Here is a 15,991-nt window from a genome sequence, read left to right on the forward strand (position 1 = left end):
TCTACCGCTTGGCTGAAAATACCCTCGAGGTCAAGAGCGGGCTTACTGCATGGCCGGGATGTGCTGTATGGGAGGGGCATGATGAATATGAGAGGATAGGTTTCAGAGTGACTGGATGTGCAGGGGAAAATGAAATCCTGTTCCGGGAAGAAGAGGATTTTCTCAGAACCCAGCTGATTACCTATCTGGGAAATAAAAGGGCGCTTCTGGATTTCATCGAGGCAGCCATCGTCGATGTGAAAACAAGGCTTGGCAAGGATCACATTGATTTTCTTGACCTTTTTTCAGGAACAGGCGTCGTGGCCCGCATGGCCAGACGCCATGCCAGATGTATCCACTGCAATGATCTTGAAGAGTACAGCTTCGTTACGAATACCTGCTACCAGACGAACAGGGGGGCTCTTGATATTCATGAGCTGGATCATGAAATCCGGCGGATCAGACGGGATGTTGAAACGAATTTCGAGCCGGGCTTCATTGCGGAATTATATGCTCCGCAGGATGATCGCACCATAAAATACGGAGAAAGAGTTTTTTACACGAGACGGAATGCCATTTTTCTGGACAGTTTTTGTAGAGCTCTTGCCCAGACACCGGATCATCTGAAACCGTATGTTCTTGCTCCGGTCATTGCCCAAGCATCCGTGCACACGAATACATCTGGTGTTTTCAAGGGATTTTACAAGAATCGGGCCGGATTTGGTCAGTTTGGAGGAGATTCCCGCAATGCCTTGTCCCGCATCATGCGGAATATTGAGGTGGTTGCGCCGGTTCTGAGCCATTTTTCCTGTGAGTCGTTCATTCATAAGGGCGATGCGAATGACGTTGTAAGGGATGTTGGGAAGGTGGACATTGCCTATTTTGATCCCCCTTACAATCAGCATCCTTATGGATCGAACTATTTCATGCTGAATATCTTATGTGATTACAGGAGACCGCTTGATATCAGTCGGGTTTCCGGCATCCCGAAGGAGTGGAACAGATCTTTCTACAACAAGGCACGACATGCAGAGACACGTCTCTTTGATGCCATTGACAATGTGAAAGCCGATTTCGTGCTTATTTCCTATAATTCCGAAGGGTTCATCAAGCGTGACCGTTTCATATCGGAACTCTGGTCCTTGGGGGAGGTGAGTGTCATGGATACGTGTTACAACACGTTCCGTGGCTGCCGGAATCTGTCTGACAGGGACAGATATGTAACAGAGAATCTGTATCTGGTGGACAAAAGGTAAGGATACACGACCAGAAAGGACGGGATGGCATGCGGGACCTGCCTGTTGGCAGCTCCCACATGATGCAGGGGGCTCAGGGTGTGTTCAGTACGTCCTGCATCCCGTAAAGGCCGGGGGTGCGGCGGGGATCAGCCAGCCAGAGGGCGGCTTTCAGTGCCCCACGGGCGAAGACACGGCGGTCCAGCGCCCGGTGGGAGAGGGAGATTTCCTCATCAGCGGCAAAGAAGCGCAGATCATGCTCGCCAACAACCTGCCCGCCTCGCAGGGAGGCAAAGCCGATGGCACCATCAGGCCGTTTCCCGTTCTGATCCAGCCGCCTGACAGCCTCGAAGTCATCATCCCGGCCTGCGGCTACGGCTCGACCGATGGCCAGTGCCGTGCCAGAAGGTGCATCCAGCTTCTGGCGGTGATGGACTTCCAGAATTTCAGCATCGTAGTCCGGCAGGGCGGCACCGAGCTGACGGGCCAGGGAAAGCAGCATCGTCAGGGCCGGGGAGAAATTGGCCGCCTGTAGAACGGCTACCTGTCCGGCGGCTTCATGCACGGCCTGCTGGGCTGCTCCGTCCAGCCCTGTTGTGCCCAGAACCCAGGCACAGCCTGCCGCAGCGAAGGCTTTGGCATGGGCGGGGACAAGACTGGCATGGCTGACATCAATGATGACATCGCATCGGCTGGCCAGTTCTGATGCGCTGGAGACGATGTTGCGGGCAGGGTCTGCCGTGCGGGACAGGCCGCCAGCCAGAAGGGCCCCGGCTTCCTCGGCGCAGAGATGGCCAAGACGCCCTGTGATGCCAGCAATGCCGATGCGGGGGGAGGTGTTGCTCATCGTTGGTGTCCTTTACCGGTGGTCAAGGAGCTTTTTGACACGGGCAAAGAAGCCGGTATGTTCCGGGCTGCCTTTGCTGTGGTCACCGCTTTCGGCCTCAAACTCCTCCAGCAGCTCACGTTGGCGCTTGGTCAGATGGCTGGGTGTTTCCACGGTGATGCGGATATACATGTCACCTCGTGCCTTGGAGTGCAGGACGGAGAAGCCCTTGCCACGAAGGCGGAAATTGTCGCCTGTCTGTGTCCCGGCAGGGATTTTCACCATTGTCCGGCCACCATCAATCAGCGGCACTTCGATCTCGTCGCCCAGAGCGGCCTGTGTCATGCGCAGGGGCACACGGCAGTGGATATTGGCTCCTTCACGCTCGAAGATGCTGTGACTGTCCACTGTGACCAGAACATAAAGGTCCCCGGGCTGGACACCTTCACCTCCGGCTTCGCCCTTGCCTGCCACACGGATGCGGGTGCCATCTTCGATCCCAGCCGGGATGTCGATTTTTACGGTCTCTCTGGCGGCTTCCGTACCGCTGCCGTGGCAGCTGTGGCATGGATTGCTGACAGTCTGGCCTGCGCCGTTACAGGTGGGGCAGGGGCGCTCCACCACGAAGAAGCCCTGCTGTACCCGCACGGCACCCTGCCCGTGACAGGTCTGGCAGGTCTGCCGGCTGGCGTTGGGATCGGCCGAACCTGAACCATGACAGCTGGAACATGCCTTGCGTGTGGCGATCTCGATCTCCCTGCTGATGCCTGAGAAGGCTTCCGTCAGGGAAATGTCGACCTGGACCTGTACATCCTCGGCCTGACGCTGCTGGCGGCCACGACGTCCGCCCATATTGAACATCTGCTCGAAAATGTCGCCCAGACCGCCAGCATCAAAACCGCCGAAGCCGCCACCAAAACCACCGGCTCCACCGCCGCCGCCCATACCGTTCTGGAAGGCATCATGGCCGAAGCGGTCATAGGCGGCCCGTTTCTGGTCGTCTTTCAGCACTTCGTAAGCGGCATTGACTTCCTTGAATTTCAGCTCGGCCTTTTCGTCCCCCGGATTGCGGTCGGGATGGTAGCGCATGGCCAGCTTGCGATAGGCCTTTTTGATCTCTTCACCGCTTGCGGAGCGGGAGACACTGAGTGTCTCGTAATAATCCATCTGTGTAGCCATAGTGATCCTCAGTCACGCAGGAGAGCGGACACCCGGACAAGGCGTGCGGGGTGTGGCCTGCCGGAGCCGGACAGGTGCAAGGCCCTCAATGTAAAAAGGGCGCCTGTTCCCCGCAGAGAGAGGGAAACAAGACGCCAACCGCAGGAAGGGAGCCCGGCCTGCCGGCACGGACTCCGTCCCTTTTCAGCGATTATTTCTTTTTCTTGTCGTCAACATCTTCGAATTCAGCATCGACGACATCTTCGTCAGTCTTGCCACCGGCCTGATGTTCCTCACCGGCGGAGGCACCGGCCTGATGGACGGCCTGGCCAACCTTCATGGCAACCTGTGTCAGATGCTCGCTGGCGCTCTTGATGGTCTCGGCATTGTCGCCTTCCAGAGCCTCGCGGGCCTTCTTGATGGCTTCCTCGGCTTCGGTCTTGTCAGCGGCCGGAACCTTGTCACCATTTTCGGAGAGGGTCTTCTCCGTCTGATGGATCATGGCTTCGGTGCTGTTACGCAGGTCCACCAGCTCACGGCGGGCCTTGTCAGCAGAGGCGTTCTCCTCAGCTTCCTTGACCATGCGATCAATGTCGGCATCGGAGAGACCACCATCGCTCTTGATGGAGATGTTCTGCTCCTTGCCTGTGGCCTTGTCCTTGGCGGAGACGTTCACGATACCGTTGGCGTCAATGTCGAAGGTCACTTCAATCTGCGGCACACCACGGGGAGCCGGAGCGATGCCTGTCAGGTCGAAGTTGCCGAGCAGCTTGTTGTCCGCAGCCATTTCGCGCTCACCCTGGAAGACCTTGATGGTCACGGCAGGCTGGTTGTCTTCGGCTGTGGAGAAGGTCTGGCTCTTCTTGGTCGGGATCGTCGTGTTGCGGTCGATCAGACGGGTGAAGACACCACCCAGCGTCTCGATACCGAGGGACAGCGGGGTCACGTCCAGCAGCAGCACGTCCTTCACGTCACCCTGGAGCACGCCACCCTGCACGGCGGCACCGATGGCAACCACTTCGTCCGGGTTCACGTTGCGGGCGGGTTCCTTGCCGAAGAACTCCTTCACGCTTTCCACGACCTTCGGCATACGGGTCTGGCCACCGACAAGGATGACTTCCTTGATGTCAGCCGGTGTCAGATCAGCATCCTTAAGGGCCTTGCGGCAGGGCTCCAGAGAGCGCTTGATGAGGTCTTCAACGAGGCTTTCCAGCTTCGCACGGGTCACCTTGACGACCAGATGCTTCGGACCGGAGGCATCTGCCGTGATGAAGGGCAGGTTGACTTCCGTTTCCTTGGCGGAGGACAGCTCGATTTTGGCCTTCTCGGCGGCTTCCTTCAGGCGCTGGAGGGCCATCTTGTCCGTGCGCAGGTCCAGACCCTGCTCACGCTTGAACTCGTCAGCCAGATAGTCGATCAGCTTGTTGTCGAAGTCTTCACCACCGAGGAAGGTATCACCGTTGGTGGACTTCACCTCGATCACGCCATCGGAGATTTCGAGGATGGAGATGTCGAACGTACCACCACCAAGGTCATACACGGCCACGTTGCCGGAATCGCCCTTCTCGAGCCCGTAAGCGAGAGCGGCGGCGGTCGGCTCGTTGATGATGCGCTTGACGTCCAGACCAGCGATGCGGCCCGCATCACGGGTGGCCTGACGCTGTGCATCGTTGAAGTAGGCCGGAACGGTGATGACGGCTTCGGTCACCTTCTCGCCCAGATAGGCCTCTGCCGTCTCTTTCATCTTGCCGAGAACAAAGGCGGAAATCTGGGACGGAGCGTAGTTCTCACCACGGGCACGCACCCATGCATCGCCGTTGTCACCCTTCACGATTTCGTAGGGAACGGTCTTCTGGTCCTTGGCGACGGTCGGGTCATCGTAGCGGCGACCGATCAGACGCTTGACGGCATAAAGCGTGTTGGTGGGGTTGGTGACGGCCTGACGCTTGGCGGCCTGACCGACCAGACGCTCACCGCTATCTGTAAAGGCAACGACAGACGGCGTGGTGCGGGCACCTTCGCTGTTCTCGATCACCCTGTTCTCGTTACCCTCGCGGACTGCAACGCAGGAGTTGGTGGTCCCGAGGTCAATACCAATAATCTTGCCCATGGATATCTGTCCCTTTTCAGCGGCTTCCCACAACCCCTCAAGGCATTGGGAGAAGCCCTATTGCGACGTTATCAGGTCTGGGGGCAGGCCAAGGCCTGCAACACCCTTGCTGTTCGATCTGGGGAGGGGTGTCTTGTGTTTCAAGAGCAGGAATGGAAAAGATTTACAGTGTCCTGCTGGAGGTGTGAGGAGTTTCTTTTTGGTCAAGGTCTTCTTTTTCGGGTAAGGTCCCACCTTTACCCTGCAACCGGTTTCATCCGTGGGAGCCTGTCTTCTGTCCTGTCTGTTTTCCCTGTTCCGCAAGGCGGGCCGTCTTCTGCCCCTGTTTTCCGAGCCGGGGCGGGGCCCGACCCGGTGTTCGGTTCTTTTTCTGCCGTCTGCTGCTTTTCTGCTGCTGTGTGCCTGCCAGCCCATAGGGCCGGAACATCTCCAGAATGATCAGCTGGCTTATTCCCGGGCACTGGGGGAAGTGCAGAAGCGTGAGATGCTGCTCAATATCGTGCGGCTGCGTTATGGCGAGCCGCCTGCGTTTCTTGACACGACACAGGTGATTGCCGGTTACAACTTCTCCCGCAGTGTTTCGGGGGGGTACTATGGCTATCCGGCTTCTGCTGTCAGCAATTACCTGTTTGGAACGGGGACACTTTCCCAGGCGGAAAATCCGACCATCACCTATCAGCCTCTGACAGGTGAGCAGTATGCGGAAAATGTGGTGCGTCCCATTTCGCCCACGGCCATCATGCCGCTCAGTCTTGGTGGCATGGCCATCGATACACTCCTGCGGCTGACGGCACAGTCCATTGATGGATTGTCCAATGTGCGGGGTGTCGGGCCATTCGGGGGTGGGTCCGTGCGGTTCTACCTGCTTCTGCATGACCTGCGCCAGCTTCAGCTGGCCGGGGCGATGACGGTACGTATTTCTACCGATGACCCGGCTGCCTCCGGCAAGGGGGGGAAATCGGGTACTGGCAGTGCAACCGGTCAGGGGAATGGCAATGCCGGGTCCGGCAATGGTGGCGGGGGATCAGGCAATACGTCTGGCGAGCATATCTATCTTGTGCTGACAACCACGGCGGACAGCAATCTTCAGGCCATACAGGGGGAGGTACGCCGCCTGCTGCATCTGGAGCCCAATACGGCGGAGGCGGAGATCGTCTATGGGCCATATCCGAAGAAACAGGGGCAGATCGCCATTCTCACACGGTCCATGCTCGCCATGCTGACCCAGCTTTCCTATGAGATGGAAGTGCCGGAGAAGGATGTCCGCTCCGGCAGGACCCTGCCGACCATCGGGCAGGTTGGCATCGAGAGCCGCCCTGAGGTTGCCATTCATTCCGGCAGGAATGAACCTGGGGAAAGCTATGTTTCCGTTTTCTATAAAAAGTGCTGGTACTGGATTTCCGATACGGATTTCCGTAGCAAGGAGGCATTCACCATGGTGCAGGTCCTCAGTACCCTTGCGGCAACCAGTCATGGCGGCGGTGCCGTCGTGACGATTCCGGCAGGGTGACCGGGCACGGGATGGGTGTGGACATAGCGGAAAAATGGTCATGAAGCAGAAACCGGTGATCCTTCAGATTCTGCCGGCATTGGGTATTGGCGGCCTTGAGCGTGGCGCCATCGACATGGCCGAAGCCATAAGTCAGGCCGGTGGCCGGGCGCTCGTGGCGGCGGAGAGTGGAGCTCTGCTGTCCCGTCTGCGGTATGTCGGTGGTGAGCATGTGGAGCTGGCGTTTCGCAAGAGGATGTCCCTGCGGTATTTTTTCAGCCGGGTGAAGGCCTTGCAGATGCTGATCCGGCAGGAGGGGGTCGATCTTGTCCATGCCCGGTCCCGGTATCCGGCTCTTGTGGCGGTTGTGGCCTGCCGCCGGGAGAAAGTGCCGTTGGTGACGACCTGGCACGGTGACCACCAGACGAATTTCTGGCTCAAGAAGTTCTATAATTCCGCTCTGGTACGGGGGCAGCGTGTCATTGCCGTTTCCGAGCATATCGGCGAGAGACTGCGGCATGATTACAGGGTTGGGGAGGACAGGCTGCGCATCATCCCCCGTGGCAGTGATCCGGAGATTTTTTCCCCGGGGGCGGTGAAAGGCCTCCAGATGCAGACGCTGCTGGAGCGCTGGCGGATTGGTGAGGAAAGCCGCATCATTCTCATGCCCGGCCGCATGACCCGCTGGAAAGGACAGGAATGTCTGATCGAGGCTCTTGGCTATCTGGCCACCCATCATCCGGGGCTGGACTGGGTCTGCGTCATGGTCGGGCCAGGGGAGGACAGCAGCTATGCCCGGATGCTGCACAGGATGGCCGAGGAGCGGGGCATAGCGACTCGTCTGCGTTTTGCTGGTCCCTGCCGGGACATGGCAGCGGCCTACCGGCTGGCGCATGTTGTGACGGTGCCTTCTCTCCGACCTGAGCCCTTCGGGCGGGTGCCGGTGGAAGCACAGATGATGGGCTGCTGGGTGATCGGCTCGGCCCGTGGCGGCCTGAAGGAAACCATACAGCATGGTGAAAGCGGGACGCTTGTTCCGGCGGGGGACCATCGGGCGCTGGCCGGTGCCCTGAGGGAAGTGCTGGACGTGCCACCAGAACTTATGGCAGAGCGGCAGGACGAGATCCGTGCCCATGCTCTTGCCCATTATACCAAGCAGCACATGCAGCGGGCGACACTGGGCGTGTATGATGAGCTGCTTCCTGCTGGCTTGCGGGAAGCGTTTGTGCGCTTTCATGAGGAGAGGGATGCAGGTTCATGAAGCCTGAACAGGAGAGAAAGACCGGCGAAGCCCCCATGACAGCACGGCAGGAGCGCCAGCTGCGGGAAGCCCAGGCCCTGCGGGCCAACCTTCTGCGTCGCAAACAGCAGCAGCGCAGCCGTCCGGCCGTGTCTGGGCGTGTAACAGCCTCTGCCAGCCAGGGGGATCGCTGAGTGACCAGCCCGCGTCTGCCACTGCCATCGCGGCAGGAGGTTGCCCTCGGTATCATCACGGTGTTGTGGGGGGGGACCTACTACATCATCCAGATGGCGCTGAAGACTAGCGGTCCTCTGTTTTTCATCGGGGTCCGGTTCCTCATCGCTGCCCTGTTTGTGGTCTGTTTTGTCGGGCGCAAGCATATCATGCAGGGGATTCCACGTTCGGAGATATGGCGTGGCGGGCTGATCGGTATCGTGCTGGCTTTCGGTTACATCTGTCAGACGATCGGGCTGATGAGCATCACCAGCAGCCGTTCTGCCTTTCTGACAGCTCTCTATGTGCCGTTGGTGCCACTGCTTCAGTGGATCATCCTGCGCAAGGCTCCGAGCAGGAGTGGGATTGCCGGCATTTTTCTTGCCTTCGTTGGGCTGGTTCTGCTGGCCGAGCCGTGGAAGACCGGCCTGACCATGAGCACGGGTGACGGCCTGACCCTGCTGGGGACTTTTTCTTACGCTTTTGAGATCATCTGCGTCGGGCTGTTCGCTCTTCACACGGATAGCCGCCGCATGGCGTTTGTCCAGCTTGTGGCGGGTGGACTTTTTGCTTTCTGTGCCATGCCGGTAATGGGAGAGCATGTGCCCGCCTTCAGCTGGGGCTGGATGGGGTGTGCGCTGGTGATGGGCATTGTGAGTGCGGCTACCCAGCTGGTGCTCAACTGGGCGCAGAAAACGGTCTCTCCCACCAAGGCGACCCTCATCTATTCCAGTGAGCCGATCTGGGGGGGGCTGGTTGGCTGGGTGACGGGTGACGTGTTGACGATGACCACGCTCATTGGGGCTGGTTTCATTGTGGCTGGTGTGCTGGCCAGTGAGGTCAAACCCCGCTGGCCCCGCTTCCGTCGGACGTTGCGTGGTGGTGCCGTGCGTGAACTGCCTTCGGAGAGGAAGCGTCGCCGTCGGCTCAGCATGTCTGAGCTGGTGATCCGTGGTTCATCGGGGGATTGACCCCCTCCGGGCCGTTCCTCCGCTTTGCGCCGGGGCAGACAGATGATATGACAGGGCAGGCCCGGCTGGTCGGGTCTGTCTCTGTCCGGGGGCGGTCTGTCCCTGTCAGGTTTTTGTCGATTTTCAGTAAGACATCACCATCCACAAGGGAGAACGGCCATGTCGATCATGCCTGACCACTGGATACGCCACATGGCGCAGGAACACGGCATGATAGAGCCGTTTGTCGAGGCGCAGAAGCGTGAGAAGGTCATTTCCTACGGGTTGTCCTCCTATGGGTATGATGCTCGTGTCGCTGATGAATTTCACATCTTCACAGATGTTGACAGTGCCGTGGTGGACCCCAAGAATTTCTCTGCTGACAGTTTCGTGACACGCCGCGGGGACATCATCATCCCGCCCAACAGTTTTGCACTGGCCCATACGGTGGAATATTTCCGCATCCCCCGTGATACGCTGGTCGTGTGCCTTGGCAAGTCCACCTATGCCCGCTGTGGGATCATCGTCAATGTCACACCGCTGGAGCCGGAATGGGAGGGGCAGGTGACCATCGAGATCAGCAATACCACCCCCCTGCCAGCCCGTATCTATGCCAATGAGGGCATCTGCCAGTTTCTGTTTTTTCAGGGAGCCAGTCCTTGTGAAGTCAGCTATGCTGACCGTGCCGGAAAGTATATGCGCCAGTCCGGTGTAACGCCCCCGCGGCTTTAAAATTCAGACAAGCAGAGAACCTCATCCAGCCTGTGAGGCACGGTGATGGGATGAGGTATGGAGAGAGACAGATGGATTATTTCCTGATCGAAGGTGGCCACCGTCTTGAGGGGCGCATTTCTGTTGGTGGGGCCAAGAATTCGGGCCTGAAACTGATGGTGGCCGCCCTGCTTTCCGAAGGGCCTCTCATTCTTTCCAATATTCCCGATATTGCGGATATCCGTACCATGCGGACCCTGCTGGGGCAGCTGGGTTATGACGTGGTGGAGATTGATGGTCCCCGGCAGCTCAGCCTTGGTGGAACCATCCAGTCGGTAGAGGCTCCTTACGACATCGTGTCCCGGATGCGGGCCTCCATTCTTGTTCTGGGACCTCTGCTGACCCGTATGGGAGAAGCCCGTGTCTCCCTGCCGGGTGGGTGTGCCATCGGGACACGCCCGGTGGACCTTCATCTCAAAGGACTGGAGGCCCTGGGCGCCGAGATCACGCTGGAGGGGGGTTACATCAATGCCAGAGCGCCCAATGGCCTGAAGGGCGGGCGTGTCGTGCTGCCATTCCCCAGTGTGGGGGCGACGGAGAATGTTCTCATGGCAGCCACGCTGGCCCGTGGCACGACGGAGATCGTCAATGCTGCCCGGGAGCCGGAAATTCTGGACCTTGCCAACTGCCTCAATGCCATGGGGGCGAAGATCACCGGGGCACATTCCGGCACCATCATGGTAGAGGGGGTGGAGCAGCTTCATGGTGCTCGTTACTCCGTCATGCCAGACCGCATCGAGTGTGGCACCTATGCCTGCGCCGTGGGCATGACGGGTGGGGATGTCCTGCTGGAAGGTGGCCGCATGGTAGATCAGGAAGCGGTTGTCTATGCGCTCCAGCAGGTTGGCGTGGATGTTACGGAAGAGGCTGATGGCTTGCGGATACGGAGTGAGGGAAAGCTGCGGGGGCTGGACCTGACAACCGAACCTTACCCCGGTTTCCCGACCGACATGCAGGCGCAGTTCATGGCCATGCTCTCTGTAGCGGAGGGAGCGTCCATGATTACGGAAACGATCTTCGAGAACCGTTTCATGCATGTGCCGGAACTGAACCGCATGGGGGCCAACATCACCATCCAGGGGCGGTCAGCCGTGATCCGTGGGGTGGAACGCCTCTCTGGTGCCAAGGTGATGGCCACGGATCTGAGGGCATCTTTTTCACTGATCCTGGCTGGCCTCGTGGCCGAGGGTGAGACGGAACTGAGCCGTGTCTATCATCTCGACCGTGGGTATGAGCATGTGGAGAAGAAGCTCTCCGCCTGCGGGGCCAAGATCAGGCGTGTGAAGGTTTCTTCAGACGCCGCATGACGCTGGGCACGTCCGTTACGACCTCGTAGAGGGTTTCTGCCCCTGCATCGGCGAAACCCTGTGCCTGCGTGGCCTGCAGCAGGGCGATGAGCGGGTCGGCCCAGCCATTGGTGTTGAGAATGATGATGGGCCGCTGGCTCAGCCCCAGCTGGCGGTTCACGAGAACCTCCATGAATTCGTCGAATGTGCCAAACCCTCCGGGGAGGATGACATAAGCGTCAGCTTCTTCGAATAGCCGGGCTTTCCGGCTGGGCATGTCTTCTGTCACTTCTAGGTCTGTGACGCCTTCATGCAGGATTTCCTGCGCTTCCAGGAAGCGGGGAATGATGCCTTTTACGGTACCGCCGGCCAGCAGGGTAGCATCGGCCACGGCGCCCATCAGGCCAGCAGTCCCGCCCCCATAGACGAGAGTGAGACCCGCTTCCCCCAGGGCTGTTCCGAGGGCACGGGCTACCTGCATGTGGGCCGGATCGTGCCCGGGGCGTGACCCGCAGAAGACGGAGCAGGAGCGGATGGTCATGATGGACTGTTTCCTCCGAACAGAAAAATGCCGGGCAGAGAAGACTGTACCCGGCATTCTGGCAACTGGCAGCCCCGCTGGGGAGGAACCGGGAAAGGCCCCCACCCAGCAGGCGGCTGTTGGTCAGGCAGCGTTTTTCGGCACACCACATCCCGGAATACGGGAGAAGATGGCACTGAAGGCGATACCACTGATGCAGAGCACACCAGCCACGGCAAACATGACACCCCAGCCCATGTGGTCACGCAGACCGCCCATGAACCAGCTGGAAATCACGATGGTCAGGTCGGTGAAGATGGAGTAGGCGGCGATCAGGATACCGTGGAACTCCGGCCCATCGGTACGGACGGCCATGGTGCCCATGGCGGGGAAGAGCAGGGAGAAGCCCGCACCCGTCAGTGCAGCACCGATCAGGCCACCCGTGGGGTTGTGCACCAGGCAGAAGACGGCCATGGCAATGGCTTCCGTCACCAGGGACATGTAAGCGATCGGCACACCGCCATGCTTGTCGATCTGGCCGGAGACGAAAATACGCATGAAGATGAAGCAGGCAGCGAAAACGCCGAAGGCCACACCCAGGCCAGTCCAGTGGTTATCCGTGTAATACAGGGCCAGGAAGCTGTTGACCGTACCAAAGCCGACAGACCCGGCAGCCAGAGCGGCACCATACGGCAGCACTTTCTTGACGGCGAGGGCGAAGGACATCGGCTTGCCTTTGCTCGGCAGCGGCTTGATGGCTTTGTAGAAGGTCAGCAGGATGATGCCGCCAATACCCAGCAGGGTGGCAAAAATGCCGACGGGCAGCAGCCGGATGTTCGGCAGGATGCCGCTGAGGAACTGGCCGACGGTCACGCCAACAGCGATACCACCGTAGGAGGTGACACCGTTCCAGGAAATGGCGACGGAGGAGTGCGCAGGGCCGACGCGGCGCAGGTTCCATGTCGTGACGGAGGTGGAGGTGCAGCTCTCGGACCAGCCGATGAAGAGACGGCTGATGAGGGCAATGCCCAGGGCCACATAGCGGGACGTGTCATTCAGGCCCATGAAGCTGGGGATCAGAGCTGCAAGGCACATCAGCAGGCCGGAGATGGTGCAGAAGATGAGACCATACCGCAGAATGGCCTTGGGGCCATGCACGTCAATGCGATGACCGACGATCACACGCCCCATGGCGGTACCGATGTACTGCAGGGAGATGGTGCTGGCGGCAATGGCTGTGCTGAAACCCAGCGTGTTGTGCACGAACTGGGCACCAATGATGGCATTGGGCAGCCCGATGACAAAATAGACAAGGAGGTTGAACAGGACTACGGGCATGACCCGCATGGTCGGCGAGCACGTATAGGTTGCGTCTTCATCAGACATGGGCGTCCCCTTTGCAGTTTCCGCAAGCCGTGCCCACCTGGTAACTGTAACCGGCACAGCCTTTCTTGGTTATCGACCATAGGTGAGAAAGCCTTTTGCGTCACGGGGCAATGATTTGCTCAGCTTGCATAGTTATGAATGGCTGCCATGCAGGGATATCAGTAGGATGATATCTGGCTGGTTGGGGTAAAGCGTTTCACTTTTTCTTCTTCACCATGATACAGGGCGGCCTGATCACGATGATGAGCGACCGGCCATTGCTGCGAAGGAGCCGATGATGATTGATGATGCGGTAAAGAAAGCCTGTGAGGATGCAGGCTACCAGATTCTTTCTTCCGAGATGGTTTATGAAAACCCATGGACTGCGGTGCGGGAAGACAGGATCATCCATCCTGGTGGCAGGAAGGGTCTGTACGGCGTTGTCGAACGGGGGACGTTTGCCGTCATCATGCCCATGCATGCTGATGGTCGCCTGACACTGGTCCAGCAGTTCCGCTACCCGGTGGGAAAGCGGCTCTGGGAGTTTCCCATGGGCATGTGGGAGACACGGCCGGATGCAGATGCCACGGAGCTTGCCCTTGGTGAGCTGCGGGAGGAAACGGGCCTGCGTGCCGGTGAGTTGATCCATGCAGGGACACTGTATCAGGGAGCTGGATACTCCACGCAGATGGGGCATGTTTTTCTGGCCCGGAATCTTGTCCGTGGTGAGGCCGAGCGGGAAGCGACGGAAGCCGACATGAAGGTGAAAGACATCCCGCTTGCCGAGTTTGAGCGCATGATCGTGGAAGGGGAGATGACCTGCATGGTTACGCTGGCCGCCTATGCCCAGATACGGGCCCGGGGTCTGCTCTGAGGAGTCCCGTTCCGTTGCGGGCGGCAGTCCGCCCCGCTCTTCTGGTCCTGCTTCTGGTGGGAGGGCCGCTGCTTTTGTGGCGGATTCCGGCCATCCAGCATGGGCTGGGACTGATGCGGGAGTGGGCCGGGCAGCCTTATGCGGCCCTGCGGGTCCTGCCGCTGGCCGTGCTGTATTGTGCTTTTGGTCTGCCCCGGCAGGCACTCTGTTTCGTGCTGGGAGCGGGGTTTGGCGTTGGCATCGGGGTGGTGGAGGCCAGCCTGGCCTATGGGGCCGGTGCCCTGCTGGGCTATGGCTGGGGGCGGCTCTGGCGGTGGAAATGCCCGGTCAGGGCGGCTTCCGTGCCGTGGTTCATCCGGGCTGGACAGCGGGCTCCATTCCGCATGGTGGCCTGTGCCCGGCTGCTGCCGGTCGGGTCTGCCCTCCTGGTATCGGTCTCGTCTGGCATGGCGGGGCTTGCAGTTGGCCGGTTCCTGCTGGCGACCATGCTGGGAGGATTGCCCCAGAATCTGGTTTTTCTTCTGGCTGGCAGGGGTGTAGAACTACGCCATGGCTGGGCACTGGTTACCGCCGCCGTGCTGGCACTTCTTTCCGCCGTGTTGGGAGGCTGGGTATTACGCGGGTTTCACAAAGAGATGAGATGGGAAAGGCAGGATAGCGGAGCATGAAGACGTCACAGCATGGCTTTTTTGAACATGCCCTGATTGGCAAACCGCTTATCAAGGGTGGGAAGATGCCTTTCTGGCTGCCGATCCTTCTGGGAACGCTGACGGCGGTTGGCCCTGTCTCGACAGATATCTATCTGCCGGCCCTGCCAGAGATGGAGCAGCAGCTTGGTTCCGCACCGGGAACGGGCAGCCTGACGATGGCGGCCTGGGTGGCGGGGCTGGCCATCGGGCAGATCATTGTCGGGCCGGTGACGGACCGCTTTGGTCGTCGTCGTCCGCTGCTTGTGGGTACCCTGTTCTATGCTCTGGCCGCAGCAGGCTGTGCCCTTTCGACCTCCATGCCCATGCTCTGTTTCTTCCGGGCTTTTGCCGCCCTGATGGGGGCTGCCAGCCTCGTGGTGCCCAATGCCTGCGTCAGGGACCTGACAGTCGGTGACGCCACGGCGAAGATGATGTCCCGCCTTATTCTCATACAGGGTGTCGTGCCCATTCTGGCGCCGGCTCTGGGTGGTTTTGCTCTCCAGTTCATCAGCTGGCGGGACATTTTCTGGGCAACGTCCCTTTATGGTGTAGTGGGGCTGCTGGCGGTCTTCCTTTTCCTGCCAGAAACACTGGATGGTGAAGACCGTCACCCCATGCGTCTCTGGCCCATTATCGTCCGGTATGGGCAGACCCTGAAGGACAGGAACTACCGCTTCAATGCGCTCATCTGGATGGTGCAGGGATTCGTCATTTTCACCTATCTGACGGCTGCACCCTTCCTCTTCGAGAGCGTGTATGCGTTCACGCCGTTCCAGTATGGCGTGCTGTTTGGTGTGATGGCGGTGTGCATGATCGGTTCGTCCCAGATCAATGCCTGGTTGCTGAACTACTATCACAGCCGGACCCTGCTTCGGGCCGGGCTTGCCATCAGCTGCGTAGGGGCGGTTGTACTGCTGGGGCTGGCCATCTGGTCTGCACTGGATGTCGATGCGGCAGGGCATCTCAGGCACATCTATCTCTGGCCACTGTTCGGGGCGATGCTCTGTGCGCTGGGGCCGGGGGGATGCATTGGCCCCAATGCCATGGCCGGTGCCCTGCTGACACAGGGGCGCAATGCCGGTGTCGCTACCGCTCTGGCGGGGACGGGGCAGTATGTGTTCGGTATTCTGGCCAGTGTCATGTTCTCATGGCTGCCGGTGGGTACGGCGATCCCAATGGGGGGAATGCTGCTGGCGGCTTTCCTCCTCATGATCCTGTTTGCCCGCATGGCTCCCTGATGGCAGCAAGGAGAGCCTTCCCTTTCAAAAGGACGGCACAAGGGCCTA

Annotated in this window: 15 protein-coding genes; 10 read left to right on the forward strand and 5 right to left on the reverse strand. The window is 59.5% G+C overall.

Annotated features, from left to right (window positions below; all coding sequences use genetic code 11):
* Positions 1-107 precede the first annotated feature (107 nt).
* Positions 108-1,235 carry a DNA adenine methylase gene (locus tag DTI93_RS06170; protein WP_219811872.1) on the forward strand — a complete coding sequence of 376 codons (1,128 nt, stop codon included), beginning with the start codon at positions 108-110 and terminating at the stop codon, positions 1,233-1,235.
* A 73-nt stretch (positions 1,236-1,308) separates the two neighbouring features.
* On the opposite strand, the gene dapB is transcribed toward DTI93_RS06170, so the two are convergent.
* The 3 genes from dapB to dnaK form a co-directional block, all read right to left on the reverse strand.
* Positions 1,309-2,061, reverse strand: coding sequence for a 4-hydroxy-tetrahydrodipicolinate reductase (gene dapB, locus DTI93_RS06175; RefSeq protein ID WP_043558682.1), 753 nt, complete (start codon positions 2,059-2,061; stop codon positions 1,309-1,311).
* Positions 2,062-2,073: 12 nt separating this feature from the next.
* Positions 2,074-3,219 (reverse strand): molecular chaperone DnaJ, encoded by a 1,146-nt coding sequence (dnaJ, locus tag DTI93_RS06180; protein WP_043558680.1) that lies wholly within the window; start codon positions 3,217-3,219, stop codon positions 2,074-2,076.
* A gap of 190 nt (positions 3,220-3,409) precedes the next feature.
* The gene (dnaK, locus tag DTI93_RS06185; RefSeq protein ID WP_043558677.1) at positions 3,410-5,308 is read right to left on the reverse strand and encodes a molecular chaperone DnaK; all 1,899 of its coding nucleotides are present in this window, start codon (positions 5,306-5,308) and stop codon (positions 3,410-3,412) included.
* 484 nt (positions 5,309-5,792) lie between these two features.
* Here dnaK and DTI93_RS06190 point away from each other — a divergent pair, with 484 nt between their 5' ends.
* The 6 genes from DTI93_RS06190 (at position 5,793) to murA (ending at position 11,278) form a co-directional block, all read left to right on the forward strand.
* The gene (locus DTI93_RS06190; RefSeq protein WP_081563344.1) at positions 5,793-6,818 is read left to right on the forward strand and encodes a hypothetical protein; all 1,026 of its coding nucleotides are present in this window, start codon (positions 5,793-5,795) and stop codon (positions 6,816-6,818) included.
* Between the two features lie 40 nt (positions 6,819-6,858).
* The gene (locus DTI93_RS06195; protein ID WP_086431746.1) at positions 6,859-8,058 is read left to right on the forward strand and encodes a glycosyltransferase family 4 protein; all 1,200 of its coding nucleotides are present in this window, start codon (positions 6,859-6,861) and stop codon (positions 8,056-8,058) included.
* On the forward strand, positions 8,055-8,231 hold the full coding sequence (locus DTI93_RS06200) for a hypothetical protein (protein WP_166651588.1): 177 nt from the start codon (positions 8,055-8,057) through the stop codon (positions 8,229-8,231). Before DTI93_RS06195 ends, DTI93_RS06200 begins: the two co-directional genes overlap by 4 nt.
* Positions 8,232-9,221 (forward strand): DMT family transporter, encoded by a 990-nt coding sequence (locus tag DTI93_RS06205; RefSeq protein ID WP_227431401.1) that lies wholly within the window; start codon positions 8,232-8,234, stop codon positions 9,219-9,221. It begins immediately after the preceding gene.
* A 159-nt stretch (positions 9,222-9,380) separates the two neighbouring features.
* Positions 9,381-9,932 (forward strand): dCTP deaminase, encoded by a 552-nt coding sequence (gene dcd, locus DTI93_RS06210; protein ID WP_043558674.1) that lies wholly within the window; start codon positions 9,381-9,383, stop codon positions 9,930-9,932.
* 71 nt (positions 9,933-10,003) lie between these two features.
* The gene (murA, locus tag DTI93_RS06215) at positions 10,004-11,278 is read left to right on the forward strand and encodes a UDP-N-acetylglucosamine 1-carboxyvinyltransferase (protein WP_043558672.1); all 1,275 of its coding nucleotides are present in this window, start codon (positions 10,004-10,006) and stop codon (positions 11,276-11,278) included.
* On the opposite strand, the gene DTI93_RS06220 is transcribed toward murA, so the two are convergent.
* The gene (locus DTI93_RS06220; RefSeq protein WP_043558779.1) at positions 11,244-11,798 is read right to left on the reverse strand and encodes a TIGR00730 family Rossman fold protein; all 555 of its coding nucleotides are present in this window, start codon (positions 11,796-11,798) and stop codon (positions 11,244-11,246) included. The two genes, murA and DTI93_RS06220, sit on opposite strands and share 35 nt — an antisense overlap.
* Positions 11,799-11,921: 123 nt before the next feature.
* Positions 11,922-13,163, reverse strand: a complete 1,242-nt coding sequence (locus DTI93_RS06225; protein ID WP_043558670.1) for an MFS transporter — start codon at positions 13,161-13,163, stop codon at positions 11,922-11,924.
* A 274-nt stretch (positions 13,164-13,437) separates the two neighbouring features.
* Between DTI93_RS06225 and DTI93_RS06230 the strand changes: the two genes are divergently transcribed.
* Genes DTI93_RS06230 through DTI93_RS06240 form a run of 3 tightly spaced genes read left to right on the forward strand, consistent with a single transcriptional unit; the run spans position 13,438 to position 15,943 of the window.
* Positions 13,438-14,016: an NUDIX hydrolase gene (locus tag DTI93_RS06230; protein ID WP_043558668.1), complete on the forward strand. Its 579-nt coding sequence runs from the start codon at positions 13,438-13,440 to the stop codon at positions 14,014-14,016.
* A 14-nt stretch (positions 14,017-14,030) separates the two neighbouring features.
* Positions 14,031-14,684, forward strand: coding sequence for a TVP38/TMEM64 family protein (locus DTI93_RS06235; RefSeq protein ID WP_052348945.1), 654 nt, complete (start codon positions 14,031-14,033; stop codon positions 14,682-14,684).
* Complete coding sequence (locus DTI93_RS06240; RefSeq protein WP_081847659.1) at positions 14,681-15,943, forward strand: multidrug effflux MFS transporter; 1,263 nt, start codon at positions 14,681-14,683, stop codon at positions 15,941-15,943. Before DTI93_RS06235 ends, DTI93_RS06240 begins: the two co-directional genes overlap by 4 nt.
* Positions 15,944-15,991 lie beyond the last annotated feature (48 nt).

This window comes from Parasaccharibacter sp. TMW 2.1884 (assembly GCF_023337695.1).
In the GTDB taxonomy this organism is placed as follows: domain Bacteria; phylum Pseudomonadota; class Alphaproteobacteria; order Acetobacterales; family Acetobacteraceae; genus Bombella; species Bombella apis.